The organism is Prosthecobacter sp. (assembly GCF_034366625.1).
In the GTDB taxonomy this organism is placed as follows: Bacteria; Verrucomicrobiota; Verrucomicrobiia; order Verrucomicrobiales; family Verrucomicrobiaceae; genus Prosthecobacter.
In genome coordinates this window covers 23419-44088 of record NZ_JAXMIH010000014.1, presented here as the reverse complement: position 1 = coordinate 44088, position 20670 = coordinate 23419, and the positions used below count along the sequence as shown (strand labels likewise).

General features: G+C 60.7%; 14 protein-coding genes. 7 read left to right on the top strand and 7 right to left on the bottom strand.

The genetic code is table 11. The features are described 5' to 3' along the window. Positions 1 to 113: 113 nt before the first annotated feature. From U1A53_RS16080 to U1A53_RS16070, 3 genes are all read right to left on the bottom strand, one after another. Complete coding sequence (locus tag U1A53_RS16080; RefSeq protein WP_322282494.1) at positions 114 to 1280, bottom strand: aminotransferase class V-fold PLP-dependent enzyme; 1167 nt, start codon at positions 1278 to 1280, stop codon at positions 114 to 116. Between the two features lie 88 nt (positions 1281 to 1368). Next, positions 1369 to 1740: a hypothetical protein gene (locus tag U1A53_RS16075; RefSeq protein ID WP_322282492.1), complete on the bottom strand. Its 372-nt coding sequence runs from the start codon at positions 1738 to 1740 to the stop codon at positions 1369 to 1371. A 23-nt stretch (positions 1741 to 1763) separates the two neighbouring features. Further along, positions 1764 to 2738 (bottom strand): peptidylprolyl isomerase, encoded by a 975-nt coding sequence (locus U1A53_RS16070; protein ID WP_322282491.1) that lies wholly within the window; start codon positions 2736 to 2738, stop codon positions 1764 to 1766. A gap of 228 nt (positions 2739 to 2966) precedes the next feature. On the opposite strand from U1A53_RS16070, the gene U1A53_RS16065 reads away from it, so the two are divergent. The 7 genes from U1A53_RS16065 to lpxA all read left to right on the top strand — a co-directional run bounded on the left by U1A53_RS16065 (position 2967) and on the right by lpxA (position 13951). Beyond that, on the top strand, positions 2967 to 5264 hold the full coding sequence (locus U1A53_RS16065) for a hypothetical protein (RefSeq protein ID WP_322282489.1): 2298 nt from the start codon (positions 2967 to 2969) through the stop codon (positions 5262 to 5264). A 107-nt stretch (positions 5265 to 5371) separates the two neighbouring features. Next, positions 5372 to 7372, top strand: coding sequence for an acetate--CoA ligase (gene acs / locus U1A53_RS16060; RefSeq protein ID WP_322282487.1), 2001 nt, complete (start codon positions 5372 to 5374; stop codon positions 7370 to 7372). A 111-nt stretch (positions 7373 to 7483) separates the two neighbouring features. Then, positions 7484 to 8713 carry a PQQ-binding-like beta-propeller repeat protein gene (locus U1A53_RS16055; RefSeq protein WP_322282485.1) on the top strand — a complete coding sequence of 410 codons (1230 nt, stop codon included), beginning with the start codon at positions 7484 to 7486 and terminating at the stop codon, positions 8711 to 8713. Positions 8714 to 8907: 194 nt separating this feature from the next. Next, positions 8908 to 10419 carry a DUF4139 domain-containing protein gene (locus U1A53_RS16050; protein ID WP_322282483.1) on the top strand — a complete coding sequence of 504 codons (1512 nt, stop codon included), beginning with the start codon at positions 8908 to 8910 and terminating at the stop codon, positions 10417 to 10419. 51 nt (positions 10420 to 10470) lie between these two features. After that, the gene (locus U1A53_RS16045; RefSeq protein WP_322282482.1) at positions 10471 to 11727 is read left to right on the top strand and encodes a PQQ-binding-like beta-propeller repeat protein; all 1257 of its coding nucleotides are present in this window, start codon (positions 10471 to 10473) and stop codon (positions 11725 to 11727) included. An 84-nt stretch (positions 11728 to 11811) separates the two neighbouring features. Beyond that, entirely contained in the window at positions 11812 to 13131 is a 1320-nt protein-coding gene (locus U1A53_RS16040) for a bifunctional UDP-3-O-[3-hydroxymyristoyl] N-acetylglucosamine deacetylase/3-hydroxyacyl-ACP dehydratase (RefSeq protein ID WP_322282480.1), read from the top strand. A 16-nt stretch (positions 13132 to 13147) separates the two neighbouring features. Further along, the gene (lpxA, locus tag U1A53_RS16035) at positions 13148 to 13951 is read left to right on the top strand and encodes an acyl-ACP--UDP-N-acetylglucosamine O-acyltransferase (protein ID WP_322282478.1); all 804 of its coding nucleotides are present in this window, start codon (positions 13148 to 13150) and stop codon (positions 13949 to 13951) included. Here lpxA and U1A53_RS16030 read toward each other — a convergent pair. From U1A53_RS16030 to U1A53_RS16015, 4 genes are read right to left on the bottom strand one after another with little or no spacing between them, the layout of a single operon-like run. Further along, positions 13911 to 15164, bottom strand: coding sequence for an O-antigen ligase family protein (locus tag U1A53_RS16030; protein ID WP_322282477.1), 1254 nt, complete (start codon positions 15162 to 15164; stop codon positions 13911 to 13913). The genes lpxA and U1A53_RS16030 overlap by 41 nt on opposite strands. Before the next feature lie 14 nt (positions 15165 to 15178). Further along, entirely contained in the window at positions 15179 to 17122 is a 1944-nt protein-coding gene (gene asnB / locus U1A53_RS16025) for an asparagine synthase (glutamine-hydrolyzing) (RefSeq protein WP_322282476.1), read from the bottom strand. Next, positions 17110 to 19242 (bottom strand): glycosyltransferase, encoded by a 2133-nt coding sequence (locus tag U1A53_RS16020; protein ID WP_322282473.1) that lies wholly within the window; start codon positions 19240 to 19242, stop codon positions 17110 to 17112. Before U1A53_RS16020 ends, asnB begins: the two co-directional genes overlap by 13 nt. After that, entirely contained in the window at positions 19239 to 20618 is a 1380-nt protein-coding gene (locus U1A53_RS16015; RefSeq protein ID WP_322282472.1) for a lipid II flippase MurJ, read from the bottom strand. Before U1A53_RS16015 ends, U1A53_RS16020 begins: the two co-directional genes overlap by 4 nt. Positions 20619 to 20670 lie beyond the last annotated feature (52 nt).

Genomic DNA, 20670 nt, shown 5'->3' with positions numbered 1-20670 from the left:
AAAATACGCTCTTGTATAAATACAAGCATGTATAAGCGGTCATGCCCTGCTATCCGTGGCATCTTCATCAACCCCACCGGAACCAAGATGCTGCTGGCTGTGGTGAGGAGTAGTCAGGCCAATTCGCTGATCACCTTTGCCACGCGGTCCATTTCCGCTTCCGTGTTGTAAAAATGCGGGCTGAAGCGGAGGAGCGGTTGGTCGGCGCGGTTGTGGCGCAGGGAGGGGGTGATGCCTTGCTCGGTGAGGTGCTTGGAGATGTCTTCCAGCGAGCGTGTGGCGTGCTGAACGGTCGTGATGGCCGAGGCGTGGATGCTTTGGGGATCGGGGCCGAGGAAGGTGAAGCCTTGCGGCTGCAAACCGGTGTACAGGCGGGCTTTGAGCTTCAGAAGCTGGGCGCTGATGGCTGGGAGGCCGATTTCTTGGATCAGGTCGATGCCGGCCTTCATGCCGAGGATGCCGGAGATGTTCAAGGCACCGGGCTCATAGCGGCGTCCGCCGCGCTCGAAGGCGATTTCTTCCTGCGCGATGAAGTTCGGGCTGCGTACATTCCACGAACCGAGCAGGCTGGGGCGGAGCATGTCCTGCAATTCCTCGCGCACATAAAAGATACCCGCGCTCATCGGCCCGAGCATCCATTTGTGCGAGTCGGCGGAGAGGAAATCGACGTGATCGACGCGTGTCTCGAACGCGCCGACGGTTTGAATGGCATCGAGGCAGAACAGCACGCCGCGCTCACGCAGCATGCGACCAATGCGGTCGATCTCGATGCGGTAGCCGCTCTGGAAGTGACAGGAGGCGAGCGCGACGAGCTTGGTTTTCGGTGTGAGCGCCGCTTCGACGAGTTCGGGCGTGATTTCGCCGAGAGAGGCCGGTTGGAGTCGTTTCAAGACGACGCCATGACGTTCCAGATCGCTCCAGGGATACACATTCGCGGGATAATCATCGAGATAGCTGACGACTTCATCGCCAACCTGCCAGGGGAGGCCGTTGGCGACCAAACTGAGGCCGACGGAGGTGGGACCAATGAGCGCGATCTCGCTGGCCTTGGCACCGATCAATTCGGCAGCAACAACGCGCGTTTCATTCACCGCTCGCCAAGCCTCGGGATACTCCTGCATGCGCAGGCTGCATTGTTCGAGGTAGTCCTGCATCGTGCGTGCCACACGGCGCGGCAGGATGGTGACACCGGCGTGGGCAAGGAACAGGCTGTCCTTGATCACCGGAAACTCCTGCTGACGCAGGGATTCATCGGACAGGAGGGCGTCGAGGGTGAGCATGGCTGCAAATGACGAATGACGAATGCCGAATGGTCAGAGGTCAGGGAAATTCGTCATTCCGTCATTCGGAATTCGTCATTCAGGGAGCCTAAGCGACCTTGAGGGTCTTCGCGCCTTCGTCGATGAGGTGCCAGAAGCTCTTGGATTTGCTCAACTCCTCGTCTTCGCCGCCACCGGGCAGGTTGCTGCGGAAAAGAAAATCCTTGAGCGTGTTTTTGTGCAGCACGCGATGCACCCGCACATTGCCTTCGGCGATGCTGAAATAGATGCGGTGATCACCCGCACGGCAGCGGTAGAATTTTTTGCCACCGCGCTCCAGCAGGCCGTAACGCTTGCCGAGGATCGCATCGTCGATGTCGGCGGGCTGGATGTTCAGCGCCTCAAGCAGGTGAAACTGGACCTGGGTGGGGAGCTGGGAAAGCTCGGCGGCGCTGATGTCATTGAAAACGATCTGGATCACAGTGCAAACGGGTGTGTGGTTCCTTAGAATCTTTTGATCATGTGCTTCTTGCGGATGTTGTCCATCCACTTGTCGATGTTGGCCTTGGATTTCTCCTGATTGATCATTTTTTCGATCTCCGGGCGCTTGGCTTCCAGCGTCGGGGCCGTGCCGAGCTTCTTCGCATCGCATGCGACGATGATGAACGAGGTCTCCTGGTCGATGATCGGGCTGATGCCGCCGGTCTTGAGTTCCATCGCAGCGTTGGCGATGGCAGGCATCATGTCGGTCTTGGCCATCCAGTCCCACGAGCCGCCGTTTTCCGCGCGGCTGTCCTGCGAGTAGGTCTTGGCCGTGGCGGCAAAATCACCGCCATTGAGAACCTTCGAGCGCAGCTCCTGGGCGAGCTTCTTCTGCTTTTCAGGGGAGGAACCGGCCTCACCGCTGAATTTGGAGATGGTGATGGTGGAGATTTTGATCTGGTCACCCTCGCGCCACTTGTCCACGTTCTTGTTGTAGTATTCCTCGACTTCGCGGGGTGTGGCGGGCGGGTGCTCGCCGGAGTTGCGCGCGCGCATGACGTTCATGATGACCATCTTCTCACGCAACTCGCGGAATTTTTTCACGGACATGCCGGTCTTGGCCAGCTCGTCCACAAAGGCGTCGCGATTGCCTTTGAAACTCTCGCGGATGATGCTGTTGATGTCGTCATCGACGTACTGCGGCTTGATGACACCGCCCATCTTCCTGAACTCGGCGAGGAGGATCTCACGGTCGATGAGTGTTTCGATGGCTGACTCGCGCAGGATGGCCAGCTCCTTGTTGATGCGTGCCGGATCATTTTGGAACTGATACATGATGATCTGCTCCTGGGCCTTGATCGTGTCGCGAACCTCGGAGGCGGCGATGGGGGTGCCATCGACGACGGCGACAATGCGGTTGGAGTAGGTCTGGGCCGTGGCGCTGGAGAGAGCGGCGGCAGCCAGAAACAAAGGCAGGCAGGTGCGCAGGGAAATCATGACGTAATGGGCTGCTATCGTAGGGCGTGGGGGCGGCGTGGCAAGGCGAAGTTCGCCCGCGTCGAGACTGGCATCACCTGGCATAACTGCTTGCCCTGCCGGAGGAGCGGAAGGCGGGCGGCGAGCGGCGAGCGGCTTGAAATAGGACTTGTCGTTTTTCGGACGTTTTGTCATCATCACGATTCCGTCTGTTTCCGACAGGCTACCAACCCACCGGAGGATGATCCCATGAAAGCATGCCGCTTGCGCCTACCGCTGACACTCCACCCCCGCTGCAGCCTCGTGCTGATGGGGATGCTTGCCACCCTCGCTTGGTTGCGCGTCTTACCCGCACAGACGCCCGCCTCACCTGCTGCGGCACCCGCGCCCGCTGCCGCCCCGGCCCCGGCTCCTGCGAAAAAAGAGGCGAGGATTGAGCCCTTCGTGCCCGCGCCGGAGGTTGCAGTCACGGACATGGAGTACGCCACAAGTGTCGCCCTGGCGCAGGGCGTGGCCAAATTGAAGCAACTGTCCGCCGCCGACCCGCAGGGGTGGATCATCCCGCCGATCCAGCGTGTGCGCATCACCGGTTACAAGGACGTGCCGCGCAAATTCCGCCGCATTGAGGTGGACCGCCCCATCTATGAGTACACCGACCTCGTGGTGATGGTCCCCAATTCCTCCCCTGGCGAGCCGCCTCTCCGCCAGGTGCGCAAGGTGCCCACCCGACAGATCGACACGAAAAAAGAAATCATCATTCGCTGGGATCCGAACGGCCCGGAGGAAATGATCGACAAGCAGCCCATCTATGAGCACGTCGGTGACACGTCGTGGCAGTTCAACCTCATCGGCGACTCAGCGATGGCGCTCACCGCGCTGCGCAATGCCGGCCTGCCGGAGAATGACCTCGTCATCTACAAGATGTCGGAGAACCTGCTCAACTACCTCGACACTTACGGCCCGCCCGACCACACCTGGAACGTCGCCCAGCTTGCCATCGCCCTTGCTCACACGCCGGGTGAGGTGGCGCAGGAATGGACACTCAAGCTCGCCTCGCGGCTCCTCGACGGCCAGATTTCCGACGGCCCTGCGCGTGGATTGTGGGGTCCGATGTGCATCCACCCGCGCATCCTCGCCGTCGTCATCCGAGATTACCTCGCCGGCGAGGCGGAGGTGGAAAAGCTCAAGCAAAAGCTCAAGGAGCGCCCAACGAAGACGAATGAGGTTCTGCTCAGTGTCGCCGAGGGCGGACGCAATCGGCTCAAAACCTACGCCGAGTCGTGGAGCCGCAGCGCGCTGCGCTTTGCCACCGTGGAATGGCCTCTCGTGTGGGAGGATCTTTTGTCCGAAAAGGTCCAGTTCGGCGGCGCGACGGAGTTCTTCTACAATCAACGCGCCGCTGACATGGAGAGCACTTGGGTGGCGCTTTTCGCGCTCTCCGAGTGCGCGGCGGCGAAGCGCCTGCCAAAAGAATCCCTCCGTTCCGAGATCCCTCCCGCCTACAGCGCCTTCACCAAGATCGGCGACAAGGCCAAGCCGCAGGCCGATGTCAAATCCATGCTCAACGCCACCACCGTGCCGCCGGAAAACGCCATCGCCGTGCTCGCCCGCGCCGCCAACGCGCTCACCACGCTCCTCGGCGATGGCTCCGCCTTTCACGAGTGCAATATCCACCAGCCCGTGCATGACTTCGACACCTTCGACAAATACCTCTCCGTCCCTGTCCTTGAGGACAGCTTCATGCCGCTGCCCTCGCCCGTCACTCCGCTCAGCGCCGTTCAGGGAGTCGCCGCGCTCGACAGCATCGGACGCGTGGTCGGTATCGACAAGATGGCCAAATTTCTGCCGAAGTATGAAACCGCCGCCAAAGGCCGCGTGATGCTTCTCGCCGAGCATCAGCCGACTCTTTGGAGGCGGCAAAACCAGAAGCCCAATGCTGCTGTTGCCAAACCGGAGATCTTTGACCTCCTCCTCGCCTCCTCGCGCCCGCTCTCGTTGCCCGCGCCCCTCAGCGCGGGCGGGGAGAACACCGCGGATCTCTTCGCACGCATGCTCATCCTCGCCGCCGATCCTGACGGCACTTGGGGAGCGCGCTTCAAGCGCGTCTATCGCCCCAGCAGCATGCGGGAGCGCTGGACTGCCATGTCCGAGATGCCCGGCCGTCAGTGGCGGGACTGGCGCGTGAACCAGCCCGTCGATATCAACAAGGCCCACGTCGCCTACTGGAACCACGCTGGCAGCGAGTACACCGTCAGCCCCGGCACACCCTTCGCCACCGCGATTGCAGTGAACTACCTCGCCTCCCGTCTCAAAGACCCCGGCGCGATGGTTTCCAAGCTGATCGACGATCCCAAACTCGCCGATCAGCGCAAAGGCATCGAGGCCATCCTGCTCCCGCCGCCGAAGCCCAAAGCACCGCCTCCTCCGCCCAAACCCATCGCCCAAGTCACCCCGAAGCCAGCGGAGCCAAAAAAAGCCGAGGTCGTCGTCCCCAAGCTTGAGGACAAACCCAAGGACGCCACTCCAAAGAAGGACGAATCATTCTGATCCTTGGTCCTCTGAAGACAGAGCGGCGACAGAGTTAGCAAAGTATCACACTCCGTGATTGCCAGCACGGCTTCCCCGCGTTTAGCCTGCCCTTTCACCACCGACCCATGAGCAAGAAAGCCGCCGCCAAATCCTCCTCGAAGAAAGCTGCCAAGCCTGGTAGCAAAAACCAATCTCTCCTCACCGAGAACCGCGTGTTCAAACCGAGCGCCGAATTCGTCAAAAAGGCCCGCATCAAAAGCATGGCGCAGTACAAGACGATGCATGCCGAGTCGTTGAAGCATCCTGACAAATTCTTTGGTCGTGAAGCGAAGGAACTGCTCTGGAACAAGCCCTTCACGAAGGTGCTCGATTGGAAGTGTCCGAGCGCGAAGTGGTTCACCGGCGGCAAGCTCAATGTCAGTGAAAACTGCCTCGACCGCCATCTTGATGGCCCGCGCAAGACCAAGGCCGCGCTCATCTGGGAAGGCGAACCCGGCGAGAAGCGTGTGTACACCTACCAGCAGCTTCATCGCGAAGTCTGCCGCTTTGCCAACGTGCTCAAGCGCCACAAAGTCAAAAAGGGCGACCGCGTCATCATCTACATGCCGATGATTCCCGAGGCCGCCATCGCCATGCTGGCCTGCGCACGCATCGGTGCCGTTCACAGTGTCATCTTCGGTGGCTTCAGTGCCGAGTCGATCAAGGATCGCGTGCTTGATTGCGGCGCGTCCATCATCATCACCGCCGATGGCGGCTACCGCCGTGGCGCCGTGGTGCCGTTGAAGAAGAATGTCGATGACGCCCTCAAGGGCAACGACACTCCGGTGAAGACCGTGATCGTGTTCAGGCGCACCAGCCAGGATGTCCACATCGAGGAAGGACGCGATGTCTGGTGGCACCGCGAGCTTGAATACGTCGATGCGAAGTGCCCGCCCGTGGCGCTCGATTCCGAGGCCGATCTATTCATTCTTTACACCAGCGGCAGCACTGGCAAGCCCAAGGGCATCCTGCACAGCACCGCTGGCTACCTGCTGCACGCGCAGATGACCTGCAAATACGTCTTCGACCTCCGCGACGACGATGTGTACTGGTGTACCGCCGACATCGGCTGGGTCACCGGCCACAGCTACATTGTCTATGGCCCGCTTGCTCTCGGCGCGACATGCCTCATGTATGAAGGCGCTCCCAACTGGCCCGAGAACGACCGCTTCTGGCGCATCATTGAAGAATACGCCGTCACTGTGTTCTACACCGCGCCGACCGCGATCCGTGCCTTCATGAAATGGGGCGACGAATGGCTCAAGAAGCATGATTTGAGCAGCTTGCGCCTGCTCGGCACCGTGGGCGAGCCGATCAATCCCGAAGCCTGGATGTGGTATCACAACAAGGTCGGCGGTGGCAAATGCCCCATCGTTGACACTTGGTGGCAGACCGAAACCGGCGGCCACATGATCACCCCGATCCCCGGTGCCATTTCCACCAAGCCCGGCACCGCCACACTGCCGTTCTTCGGCGTCGAAGTCGGCATCGTCGATGACCTTGGCAAAGAAGTGGGCACCAACGAGCAGGGCAAGCTCGTCATCAAGAAGCCCTGGCCCTCCATGCTGCGCGGCATCTGGGGCGACAAGAAACGCTATCAGGAAACCTACTGGAGCGACTTCAAAGGCTGGTATTTCGCTGGCGACGGAGCCCGTCGCGACAAGGACGGCTACATCTGGATCATCGGCCGCATCGACGACGTGCTCAACGTCGCCGGTCATCGCCTCGGCACCGCCGAGGTCGAGAGCGCCCTTGTTTCGCATCCGTCAGTCGCTGAGGCCGCTGTGGTGGGCCGCCCGGATGAATTGAAAGGCCAGGGCGTTGTCTGCTTCGTCACTGTCAAAGAAGGCATCAAGACCAGCCGCGAACTCGGCGAGGAGCTGAAGAAGCACGTCCGCAAAGTCATCGGTCCTGTCGCCACGCCGGATGAAGTCCGCTTCGCCGCCGCGCTGCCGAAGACCCGCTCCGGCAAGATCATGCGCCGTCTCTTGAAGCAGGTCGCCGCTGGCGAACTCATCAAAGGCGACACCACGACCCTGGAAGACATCAACGTCATCGCCCAGCTCGCGGCGAGCGGTGAGGATTGATCGAAAAACGAAGAGATTACCCAGCGGACGATGACGAAGCGTTTTTCCTCGTCATCGTCCGCTTTTTTCGCCTCAATGCGGACGTTCATCACTGCATCAACCCTTCCCACCATGATTCGCATCGCATTTCTTTCCTCTCTCATCGCCCTGAGTTCCGCATCCGCAGCCGACTGGCCCACGTTTCGCGGGGCGGACCGCACGGACATCTCCGCTGAAACGGGTTTGCTCAAAACCTGGCCTGCCGAAGGGCCGAAACGTGTCTGGCTCAATGACAGCGCCGGACTCGGCTATTCGGGTTATTCGATCGTTGGTGGCACGCTTTACACGTTGGGTGCGCGTGATGCGGTGGAGTATGTGATCGCCATTGATGCGGCCACGGGCAAAGAAAAGTGGTCTGCTGAGGCCGGAGCGCTGCTTACGAACGGCTGGGGTGACGGCCCGCGCTCCACGCCGACGGTGGATGGCGGCAAGGTCTATGCGCTGAGCGGGAAGGGGATCCTCGTCTGCCTCAACGCCGCCGATGGCAAGGAACAGTGGCGCGCGAGCATGATCGACATCGGCGGCAAGGTGCCCGGCTGGGGCTATTGCGAAAGTCCGCTCATCGTTGGCGATCTCGTCGTTGTCACGCCTGGTGGAGCGCAGGGCACGCTGGCTGCTTTTGACAAGAGCACCGGCATGAAGGCCTGGCAGTCGGAAGGCTGGACCGATGGTGCGCAGTATGCATCCGCCATTGCCGTGGATCACAACAGCGTGAAGCAGATCATCCAGCTCACCATGCAGAGCATCGCCGGTGTGAACGCCGCGAACGGCGAGGTGCTCTGGCGCACCGAGTTTCCCGGCAAAACGGCCGTCATTCCGACACCCATCTTCAGCGAGGGCCAGGTCTTCGTGGCCGCAGGCTACGGCGTCGGCTGCAAGTCCGTCAAAATCCGTCCCGACAACAGTCTTGAGGAGCTTTACGCCAACACCAACATGGTGAACCACCACGGCGGCGTCATCCTCCATCAGGGCCATCTCTACGGCTACTCCGACAAGGGCGGCTGGACCTGCCTGGATTTCAAAACAGGCGCGGTGAAATGGCAGGAAAACAAGGCCCTCAGGAAGGGCTCGATCCACTTTGCTGACGGCATGTTTTACCTGCTGGAGGAAAAAACCGGCGTCGTGGTGCTGATCGAAGCCTCGCCTGAGGCCTGGAAGGAAAAAGGCCGCTTCACGCTCACCCCCCAGACCGCGCAGCGCAATCCCAAGGGCATGATCTGGACCCACCCCGTCGTCAGCGGTGGCAAGCTCTTCCTGCGCGATCAGGAATTGCTGTTCTGCTTTGATGTGAGCGGGAAGTGAAGGCCGCACACGGCCACCCCTCTGCGGCTTCTGGCACGGATTGAGGTAAAATCATGGAGGGTAGAATCATGCCGATCCGGTCCATGGTTCTGCTGTATCCATGATTTTACCCATCATCATTTTACCAAAGAATCCGGCTGTCTTTACACACCATTGACAGACACCCGGCTCTCCCGGCTATGCTGTGCGCAGCCATGAAAATCACTTCATCCTGCCTCGTCCTCGCCGCATTACTCGCCCAGGCTCATGCGGAAACCTCGCTGACCATCTACAATCAAAACTTCGGCGTCGTGCGTGACACCGTGCCGCTGGATTTGCAGCAAGGCGTCAATCAGGTGCGCTTTGCCGACACCACGGCGCACCTCGAGCCCGACTCCGTCATCCTCCGCGATCCAAAGTCCGGCGTGAAGCTCAGCATCCTGGAGCAGAACTATCGCGCCGATCCGATCTCCTCCGGCCTGCTTCTCAACCTCAACGAAGGCAAGGAGATCGAGTTCTTCGTGCGTGAGACAAATAAGCCCGACCGCATCGTGAAGGGCAGGATCATCCGCAGTGGTTACGTCACGCACAATCAATCGGCCATGCAGCGCTACGGGAACCGCTACTACCAGGGCCAGATGGCCATGGCGCAGGGCACCGCGCAGCCGGTGATCGAGGTGGAAGGCCAGTTGCAGTTCTCCCTGCCCGGCGAGCCACGTTTCCCCGCCCTCGCCGATGACACCATCCTCAAACCCACGCTCGACTGGCGCATCCACACCGACCATGCCGCCAAGCTCAACGCCGAGATCTGCTACGTCACCGGCGGCATGAGCTGGGAGGCCAGCTACAACGTCGTCTCACCCGAAAAAGGCGATCTCATGGACCTCACCGGCTGGGTCACCATCGACAACCAAAGCGGCAAGACCTTCAAGGACGCGAAGCTGCAATTGATCGCCGGGGATGTGGCGAAGCTGCAACCCGAAGAATATGGCGGCCGTCCGATGGCCGCGTCCGCCGGATTCATGAGGGCAAATGCATCCGTCCCCGTCGTCACCGAAAAAGCCTTCGACGAATACCATCTCTACTCCCTGCCGCTTGCCACCACCCTGCATGATCGCGAAACCAAGCAGGTCGAGTTCGTCCGCGCCGCCGGCGTGAAGTCGCAGCGCCTCTTCATCTACGACGGCGTCGCCATCGATCAGAACCAGTACCGCGGCTGGACCTACGACAACATTCGCAACGACCAAAACTACGGCACGCAGAGCAATCCCAAGGTCTGGGTCATCCGCGAGATCAAGAACAGCGAGGACAACAAGCTCGGCATGCCGCTGCCGAAGGGCAAAGTGCGCTTCTACCGCCAGGACGACGATGGGAAGCTTCAATTCGTCGGCGAGGACGTGATCGACCATACCGCGCGCGACGAAACGCTCCGGCTCTACACCGGCAACGCCTTCGACCTCGTCGGCGAACGCAAACGCACCAACATCAAGGTCGATTCCAGCAACCACTGGATCGATGAATCCTTCGAGATCAAAGTGCGCAACCGCAAGCAGGACGAGTCCGTCGAAATCCGAGTCGTCGAGCATCTCTACCGCTGGACGAACTGGGAAATCCGCGAGCCTTCCAACGCCTTCGAGAAAAAAGACGCCCAGACCATCGAGCTCCGCGTCGCCTTGAAGCCCGGCGAGGAGAAGACGCTCACCTACACGGTGCATTACTCGTGGTGAAGGTTTGAGATGTCGGCGAGCGTTTCATACGCCATCCAACCTGTCCCAACCATGAAACGCACGCTCTCCCTGTTCCTCGCCCTTTGTCCTTTGCTGCCTCTTCACGCCGACAACTGGCCCATGTGGCGCGGGGCGAACGGGGATGGCACCTGTACCGAATCAAATCTGCCGGAGAAATGGGGCATGGAGGAAAATGTGGTGTGGAAGGTGGCGCTGCCGGAGCGGGGGAATTCGACGCCGGTGGTGTGGGGAGACAAGGTTTTCGTCACGCAGGCCATCGAGAAGGAAGGGAAACGTCTGCTGCTGTGCTTTGACAAAAAGACCGGCAAGCAGCTCTGGGACGCAGGCACGATCTACAAGGAGCCGGAACTGACGCATGCCACGAATCCATACTGTGCCGCCTCACCGGCGACGGACGGCGAGCGGGTGATCGTGTTTCATGCTTCAGCGGGTGTGTTTTGCTATGACATGAACGGCAAGGAGCTGTGGAAGCGCACGAACCTGGGCAAACTGCATCACATCTGGGGCTGCGGCACCTCGCCGGTGCTCGCCGGAGATCGCGTGTTTCTCAACTTCGGCCCCGGTGAAAACACCGTGCTCTACGCCTTTGACAAAAAGACGGGGAAGACACTGTGGGAACATAAGGAACTCGGCGGTGCCTCGGGCGAGGCTGGGAACAAGACATGGACAGGATCGTGGAGTGATCCTCTCTTGCGGAAAGCAGGCAGCCGCTACGAGCTTCTGATGTCCTACCCCGGGCGTGCTTGTGCTTTCGATCCGCTCAACGGCAAGGAGTTGTGGACCTGCGGTGGATTGACGCCGCTGGTTTACAACTCGCCTCTCTACACGGACGGCCTGGCAATTTTCATGTGCGGTTACGGTGGCTCGGCGATGGCGGTGAAAACGGGCGGCAGTGGTGATGTGACGGAGAAAAACCGCGTCTGGCACCTGCCTCGCGTGCAGCAGCGCATCGGCTCCGGTGTCATCCATGAAGGTCATCATTACATCCTGACCGACGGCGGCATCGTCGAGTGCCGGAACATCAAAACGGGCGACATCGTCTTCAACGAGCGCCTCAAGGGCCCCGGCCCCACGGGGCAGAACTGGTCCTCCTTGGTGCTCAGCGCCGATGGCAAGTGCTACGCCGCGAATCAAGGCGGTGACTGTTTCGTCTTCAAAGCCAGTCCGACCTTCGCATTGCTCGCCACCAACACGCTCGGGGAGAAGATCATCGGCTCCATCGCCGTGAGCGACGGCCTGCTCTTCATCCGTGGTTACAAGAACCTGTGGTGCATCGGTAAGAAGTAAGTAGCGGCGGGCTTCAGGGCGCCTCCCAGGCCCGCATTTCCCTTTGACCCTGCCGGGGCGAGACGCTAACGAAAGCGTCCGCCTATGGCAGCTTCCGATCGTCAGCACACTCTCGCCAAAACCGTCTCGATGATGGGAACCTCGCTGCATACCGGCGAGCAGGTCACGCTCACGCTGCAGCCGGCGCCTGAAAACTTCGGCTTCAAGTTCCGCCGCATGGACCTGGAGGACAAGCCTTTCATCCCGGCACTCGTCGAAAAGGTGCAGAAAGTCGAGCGTGCCACCACCATCGCCGAAGGCGGCGTCAATGTACACACCGTGGAGCACGTCATCTCCGCCCTCGCGGGCATGGGCGTGGACAATGCGATCATCGAGATGGATGCGAACGAACCGCCCATCGCCGATGGCAGCTCGATGCCCTTCGTGGAGCTGATCAAGTCTGCCGGACTGGTGGAGCAAACGGAGGCACGCAAGGTTTTCGAGGTGCGTGAGCCGATCTACCAGGAGACCCGCGACGGGACCATCCTCACCATCGTCCCCGACAAGAAGTTCCGCATCTCCTGCACCAACGTCGGCCCCGGCGGGCGCTTCACGCAGTATTTCAGCACGGAAATCAACCCCGAGACCTACGAGAAGGAAATCGCCGCCGCGCGCACCTTTGTGTATTACGAGGACATCGCTCCGCTGATGGAGAAGGGCCTGATCAAAGGCGGCACGCTCGAAGCGGCCGTCGTCATTCGCGGCGACACGCTGCTCTCGAAGCAGCCGCTGCGCTTTGCCGACGAGTTCGTCCGTCACAAGATCCTCGACATCGTCGGCGACTTGATGCTATCCGGCAAACGCATCCTCGGCCATGTCATTGCCGTGCGTCCAGGTCATGGACCCAACACCGAGCTGGCACGCGCCATTGTGCAGCAGTACAACGTGATGCGCAGCATGGTGCCGGCCCAGTTGAACATTCCTGGCGGCGAGGCCGTGCTCGACATCAACGAGGTGATGAACATCCTCCCGCATCGTTATCCCTTCCTGCTGGTGGACCGCATCATCGGCTTTGAGGGTGAAACCAAGTGCCGTGGCATCAAGAACGTCACCATCAATGAGCCGTACTTCCAGGGCCATTTCCCCGGTCATCCGATCATGCCGGGTGTGCTTCAGCTTGAAGCGATGGCGCAGGTCGCCAGCATCGTGCTGCTGCGCATGCCGGGCAACCAAGGCAAGATCGGCTACTTCATGAGCGCCAACAACGTGAAGTGGCGCCGGCCCGTGTTGCCCGGAGACACGCTCGTCATCGAAACGGAGATCCTCAAGACCAAGCGCAGCATCGCCAGCGGCGTCGGCCGCTGCATCGTCAACGGCCAAGTCGTCTCCGAGGCCGACCTCATGTTCAGCGTGGTGGATCGCTAAAAAATACTGCCAACGCATGCCCGCCTCGATTCACCCCACCGCCATCATCGATCCATCCGCCAAAATCGGGGCGGATGTGCAGATCGGGCCGTATTGCATCATTGGTGCGGATGTGGAGCTCGGCGATGGTTGCTGGCTTCAGCATCATGTGACGATCATGGGGCCTTCCAAGATCGGGAAGAACAACCAATTCTTCGCCTACGGCTCTATCGGCCAGCAGACGCAGGATTTGAAATACCAGGCGGAGCCGACATGGCTCGAAGTGGGCGACGACAACACTTTCCGTGAGTTCTGCTCCGTGCACCGCGCCACCTCGCCCGGTGACAAGACGATCATTGGCAGTCACAACAATTTCCTCAGCTACGTCCACATCGCGCACGACTGCATCGTGGGCAATAATGTTATCTTCTCTAACAACGGCACGCTGGCCGGTCACGTCCTCGTTGAGGATCACGTCATCATCGGCGGACTCACCGCTGTGCATCAGTTCTGCCGCATCGGCACGCGCTCGATCATCGGCGGCTGCGCCAAGGTGGTGCAGGACATCCCACCCTTCTGCACCGCCGATGGCAATCCGGCCCGTGCGCGCGGCTTGAACATCGTCGGTCTGCAACGCGCGGGCTTCAGCCGCGAGCAGATGCGCTCTTTGCGTGAGGCGTTTCGCAAGGTCTATCGCAGCGGTTTGAACAACGCGCAGGCCGTCGAAGAACTCCGCGCGGGCGAACTCACGCCCGAGGCCGCCGCCTTCACCGATTTCGTCGCCACCACGAAGCGCGGTATCATCCCTGGCGGGAAAGTGGCTGCGGATGAGGAGGAGTGAAGGCTGAATCGCCTTGTGGTGCGGCCTTCAACGAACGCAGTGTGAGCTGATATCGCTTCGGCCACAGGATGCAGGCTGCGGCGACCATCGCGAGGCTGAAATGCGGCACCTCGATGCGGCCCTGCCCGACAGGAGTGAAGGCGAGCAGCGCAAACAGGAGGTACCCGGCCTTTCCACCTGTCAGAACACTGCGCATGACGAGCCACAGCCATGTTCCCGCAAACAAGACCAGTCCTGGAATTCCCATCTCCAGCCAGATGGAGACGTATTCGTTATGCGGGGCGTAAAGCGTGCCGGAAACGCCCGTGCCGTGGCCGAAGATGGGCTTTTTCATCGCCTCTTCCCACGCATCATTGAGGTCTTTGACGCGCTCGGGGGACTTCAGCTTGTCAAAGTCGAGATTGTAGATGGCCTCCAGGCGGTCGGCGGTGTTTTTGTCCTTCATCACACCATGCTGTGTGCTGTTTTGCAGCACCGCCGCGCCGATGCCCAGCAGCGGGATTGCGATGGCCGTCACAATCATGAGGAAGCCGAAATTCCGCCGTGCATTGAGCAGCACATAGGTGCCACACAGCAATGCGAGCACGAGCATGCCGCTGCGGCCGTAAGTGAGAGCCACGCCAGGCACCGCCACGGCGATCATGAGGCAGTTGAAGCGAAAACTTTTTGAGAGCGCAAAAATGATGCCCAGCATCTCGCACAGCAGCACCGGCGGGAAGTTCGGGTGGCTGTTGAAACCCGCATAGCGTCCTGGAATGCTGCTGAACTTCGCGAAACCGAGCATCTCGTAGATTTCGGAGCCGGTGGTCAGCAGCATCGCGCACACGGCGGCCCAGAGCGCTGTCTTCTGCCATTTTTCGGTCGAAAACACCGCCACCATGGCGATGAGCACGAGCATCATGCGCATGAGATCCATCGCGATTTGGTCCTGATACGACGAATCAAAGCGGCGCAGCACCGCCGCATCAAATAAACGCACTGCCGGCAGCAGCGCCACGCCCAGCACCGCCAGACAGACACGCGGCTTGTTCACCAGCGAGACGCCGATGCACATGAACACTGACGCGAGCGTGAACAGGATCGGTTTGATCGGCGAGATGCCCACGTCGTAACTGCCGATGGCCGCGTCCGCCGCCAGGGCACCCAGCATGCCACCACAGACCCAGACCAGCACCCACTCGCGAAAGCGGGTCCAGCCGGTGGGACGAAGCATGGGTTGCGGATAGTTCATGAGCGGTTGTGTTGCAGCCAGGCCTGGAACATCAGCACGTCCCAGAGGTAGAAATGCCAGTTCCGCGTGCCGCTGAGGTGCTCCTGCCACTTCTGGCGGATGGGAGCAGCATGGAAGAAGCCTTCGCGTTTCAATCGCGACTCGCTGAGCAAATCCTCTGCCCACTCGCGCAACGGGCCGCGCAGCCAGACATCGAGCGGGATGCCGAAGCCGCGCTTCGGACGGTCAATCAGCGTCTTGGGTACATGGCGGTAAAGCGTCTCACGCATCAGCCACTTGCCTTTGCCATTGCGAACTTTCATCGAGAACGGCACACGCCACGCGAACTCGATCAAATCGTGGTCAAGCAACGGAATGCGGCCTTCGAGGCTCACACCCATCGCCGCGCGGTCCACTTTCACGAGGATGTCGCCGGGCAGATAGGTCTCCATGTCGAGATGCATCATGCGATGCGTGAAATCACTCACACGCGGCCATGAAGCCGTGTCGGTAATCGCGGTGACAGGATCTTTGCCACCGATGACAATCTCCTGCGGCTTTTTCCAGTGCGACATGAGGTTGAGGTAAAGCGTCTCCATGCCAGGCGCGGCGACGACTTCGGCGAGCTTGTGCAATTTATCACCGAGCGGGATGTGACGCAGGCGTTTGGGCAGCACTTTGGCCCCAAGTCTATTCAGCACCTTCGGTGGCAGTGCCGTGAGTGCCGCGGCGGTCATCTTTTTCATCGTCGGCGGCATCCATGAAATCTTATTCCACAAGCTGCGACCCACGAAGTAGCGCTCGTAGCCGCCGAAGAGTTCATCGCCCGCATCACCACTCAGCGCGACGGTGACATGCTGCCGCGCCATTTTGCAGACGAGATACGTCGGGATCTGCGAGTAGTCGGAGAATGGCTCGTCATAGAGTGACGGAAGCTGCGGAATGACGTTCAGCGCATCTTCACCCGTGACATACATCTCCGTGTGATCGGTGCCGAGGTGTTTGGCGACGTCTTTGGCGAACTCGGCTTCGTTGTGCTCTTTCTCATGAAACCCAATCGTGAACGTGCGCACAGGCCGCGCGCTTTGCTTCTGCATCATCGCCACAATGAGCGAGGAATCGACACCGCCGCTCAAGAATGCACCCAGCGGCACATCGGAGACCATGCGCATGCCCACGGCCTTCTTGAGCATCGCCTCAAAGGTGTCGATGGCTTCGGTTTCTGTGCCGGTGAAAGGGTTGTCGAGCCCGCGCTCGACGACTTGTGGCAAACTCCAATACCAGCCGGGCTGCGGACGCTCGGAAGGAGAGCGCAGCGTGAGCATGGCGGCCGGTGGCAGCTTCTTGAAGCCCTGGTAGATGCACAGTGGATCGGGGATGTAATTGAAGCGCAGCAGCGAGGTCAGCGCCTCGCGATCAATCGCCGCGTTGAAGCCGGGGAAGCGTTGGATGGCCTTCAATTCCGACGCGAACACAAGCGTTTCGCCCACCCAGCCGTAGTAGAGTGGTTTTTCGCCGAGCCGGTCGCGTCCGAGATGCAAAACGCGCTCCTGTTTGTCCCAAACCGCGAAGGCGAACATGCCGTTGAAGCGTTTTGTGGCTTCGACAACGCCCCACTGGCAAAACGCAGCCAGCATGATCTCGGTGTCGGAGTGGCCGCGCCAGGTGTGGCCGTTTTTTTCGAGTTCAGCGCGGAGGTCTTGGAAGTTGTACACCTCGCCATTGAACACGATGACGAAGCGGCCATCCGCGCTGGTCATTGGCTGATGTCCGAGCGGCGAGAGATCGAGAATGGAGAGCCGTCGATGGCCCAAAGCGACACCGTTTTCAGAATCGACCCAAGCACCGGCATCGTCGGGTCCACGCAGCACGATGGCGTCCGTCATCGCGGTGACGATGGCGTTCATCTCGTGTCCGGGGCGGGACTTGGAGGGATTGAAGAAGCCGGCTATTCCACACATGGCTGGTAGGTCGGTAATTGGGTGCGCTGCTGCGTCGGTGCGTCGGTGAGCGGCGTGGTGAGCAGGGTGTTGAAGGACTTCAGGACGCTGGGGAGGGAGAACTGCCCCTCGATGCGTTCACGAGCCGCGAAATCGCGTGTGATGCCAGCGTCCAAAATGCCGATGCACGCTTTGGCGAGTGCTGATGGATCGCATGGCGGCACGATGTGGCCGGTTTCACCCATGACCCAGCGTGTGTCGCCAATGTCGGTGGCGACGACGGGCACGGCGCAGGCCATTGCCTCGCCGACGACGTTGGGAAAACCTTCGCCGAAGGCCGAAGAAGAGACGGCGATGTTCAGTGAAGCGGTGAGTTCTGGCAAATCGTGGCGTTCGCCGAGGAGCTGGATGTTTGGCGGCACGTTGAGTGTCCCGGTTTCAGCTCCGACGATGATGAACTGAGCTTCAGGGTGCTTTTGCGTGATGAGTTTCGCCGCTTCGATGAAGGTGGCGTAGTCCTTCATCGCCGCGTTGCGACCAAAACGGCCGATACGTGCACGAATCGGCGTTCCAGGCTGCCATTTGGCAAGATCGAAGCCATTCGGAATGAGCTGTGTCTTCGCAGCGCGATAGCCGATGGCTTCATGCTGTTGCGCGCTGAGTTGCGAATTGTAGGTGATGCGCTGTGGCAGCCAGGAGAGCCACGCGAGGGCGCGGATGACGAGCGCGGAGCCGCGCTTCTCCAATTTTAGGTCGTAGAGGCTCTGGCGGATGTTCCAGATCATTGGCACGCTCTTGAAGCGCATGAAGCGCGCGATCGTGGCAACGAGGCAGCCGTGATACATCCAGCCCATGAGCACATCGGGCTTTGTCTGGCGCACGACTTTGAACAAGCGCCATAGTGAGCCCAGCGTGGGTTTGCCGGAGGGCATGTCGAGGCTGTGAACCGAGATTCCAGCCTCGCGTAGCGCGTCGGCATGCTTGCCACCCCCGGTGAGGCTGATGACGATATGTTGCAACTCGGGCAGACCTCGGATGATTTGTGACAGCATCATCTCCGCGCCGCCACTGCCGAGGCCGGTGGTGAACCAGAGCACTTTTTTCGAGAGCAGGCGGTTGGTGCGCTCGATCAGTTTCTCGACGCTGAATTCCTCGACGATGCGCTGACGCGGGTTGTGCGGCTGGAAGGCGAGCATGCATTGCGCCAGCGCCTCATGATCGCCCGCAGGGAAGATATGCGATTTGTCGCCGATGATCCAGGCGCTGTCGCCGACATCACTGGCAATACACGGCACACCGCAGGCCATCGCTTCGCCGATGACATTGGAAAAACCCTCGCCGAAGGCGGAGGAGTTCACCAGGCAGTCGAAGCTGGCATAGACGGCGGGTATGTCGCTCTGCGCGGGCAGCCAGGTGACGCGGTCAGCGAGACCGAGTCGTGTCGCGAGGTCGCGCATCTGCTGCGCGTAGGCTTCATCACCGGAGCCGACGATGACGAATTTCGCATTCGGATCGAGTGCGGCGGCGTGGAGGAAGGTGGCATGATCCTTCATCGGGCTCATGCGGCCGACGAGGCCGAAGGTGAGCGCCCTGCCGCCGGTTTTTGGTCTGGGTGTGAAGTGCGCGGTGTCGATGCCGTTTGGAATGACGTGCATCTTCGCGGGCGGATAGCCGCGTGCGGCGTAGTAGTCGCGTCCGGCCTTGGAATTGCAGATGATGAGGTCGGCGAAGCGGGCGAGGAGACAGTTTAGCCGGAAGCTGAGCCTGCCGAGGATGCCCCACAGATGCGCGTCTGTCTGCGAATCACGCACGCCCCACACGATGCGCGGAAAGCCGCATAAGGGCTTCAAAAACAGCGCCATGAGATTGGATTCGGCCAGGTAGCCGTGGAGAATGTCAGGCCGGATGCGCCGCGTGGCTTGGATGAGGCGAAAAAAGAAACCGAGCAGGTCCCAGCGGCTTTTTTTTCCGACACAGATCGTACGCACGCCTGCTGCTTCGAGTTCAGCTCGAAAGGCACCGTCGTAGAAGTGGATCACACTGACTTCGTGACTCTCGCGCACGAGTCCTTTGGCGAGCAGCACAAGCTGACGCTGCGCACCGCCGTGGCCGAGGTCGCGGATGAGGAAGGCGAGCTTCATGACGCCTCCTTTCGGCGGATCACGATGAGGCAGATGACGCAGGTGGCGCTGGCGCAGAGGAAATGCACGATGACCGTCGAAAGCGCGATGCCTGCGGCTCCCAGATGACGCATGAGCAGCCAGTTCAACGAGGCATTGAGTACCAGGGCGCTGAAGGAGATCATGAGCATGAAGCGGGACGCCTGCAACGACACGGCAACGCGCGCGGCGACGGTGCCGAGGATGTAGAAGGGAATCTGGAAAGCCGCGAAACGCAGCACCTCGGCGACGCGCTGTGTGTCCTGCGGTCCAAAGGCCCCGCGCTCAAACAGCGTGCTGACGATCCACGGTGCCATGAAGCACAGAATCAGCGTCATGGGCAGCGCGGCGCTGACGATGATGCCCGCGCTGGCGAACAGGCGCTTGCGCAGGCCGGCCCAATCACGGCGGGCGACGAGTTCGGCGAAGTGTGGGAACAGCACGTCCGAGGCCGGGCCGGCAGTGACGGCGAGCACGATGGCGCACACTTTGTCGGAATAACTGAGCACGGCCACGGAACCTGCGGTCAGCCATGCAGCCATCGTTTGATCGACCACAACCGCGCTGCCGAAGGCGACGCCACCGAGCAGAAACGGCAGCGCATTGCGCAGCACCGTGCGCAGTCCCGGTTCCCAATGCCGCAGGCAGCAGCGCCACCAACGTGCAGAACGCGGCAGGCGGCGTGCGAGGGCGATGAGGAGGACTGCCACATGCGCCACGGCTCCCCAAACGGTGCCGGTGACGAGCGTCCAGGCGTTGACCTGATCACCTGCAATCAACATGGCTATGACAATCCCCAGCGGGACGAGCATCGGTGCCGAGGCGGCGAGCAGAAAGGTTTTCCCAGCCCGCAGCCAGGCGGAAAGGTGATGTGCCAGGCCAAAGCACAGCAGGAAGGGCAGCAGGCTGTGCAGCAGCTTCACTGAGAGCGCCTGCTTTGCGGGATCGAATCCTTTCGTTGCCCAAGCGACGATCCATGGTGCGCCAAGCGACAGAGCCAGGCCACAGACCAGCAAGGCTGCGAAATGCCACGCGGCGCATTGCACGCCGAGGCGGTCCGCACGGCGCTGCCCACGGCGCTCACGCAATTCCGCGTAGGCGGGCACAAAGGACTCCGGCAAACCGCCCGCCAGCACGGTGCAGGCGAAGGAGAAAAAACCGAACACGAGCATGAAGGCGTCCAATTCGTCCGCCGTGCCGAGCTTGGCGGCCACGACGGCATCTTTGGCAAAGGAAACGATCTTTCCGACCATCGTGAGCATGGCCACCAGCAGGAAGCCCGAAACCATGGCCGATCCGGCTCCTCTGGCGAGCAGGGAGCGAAGGGTGGCGGGCAGGGCGATGCGGATTGCAGGCATTTAGATAAACTATAAACACCATAAAACAATTGAGCAAACCTTGGCTATGGGT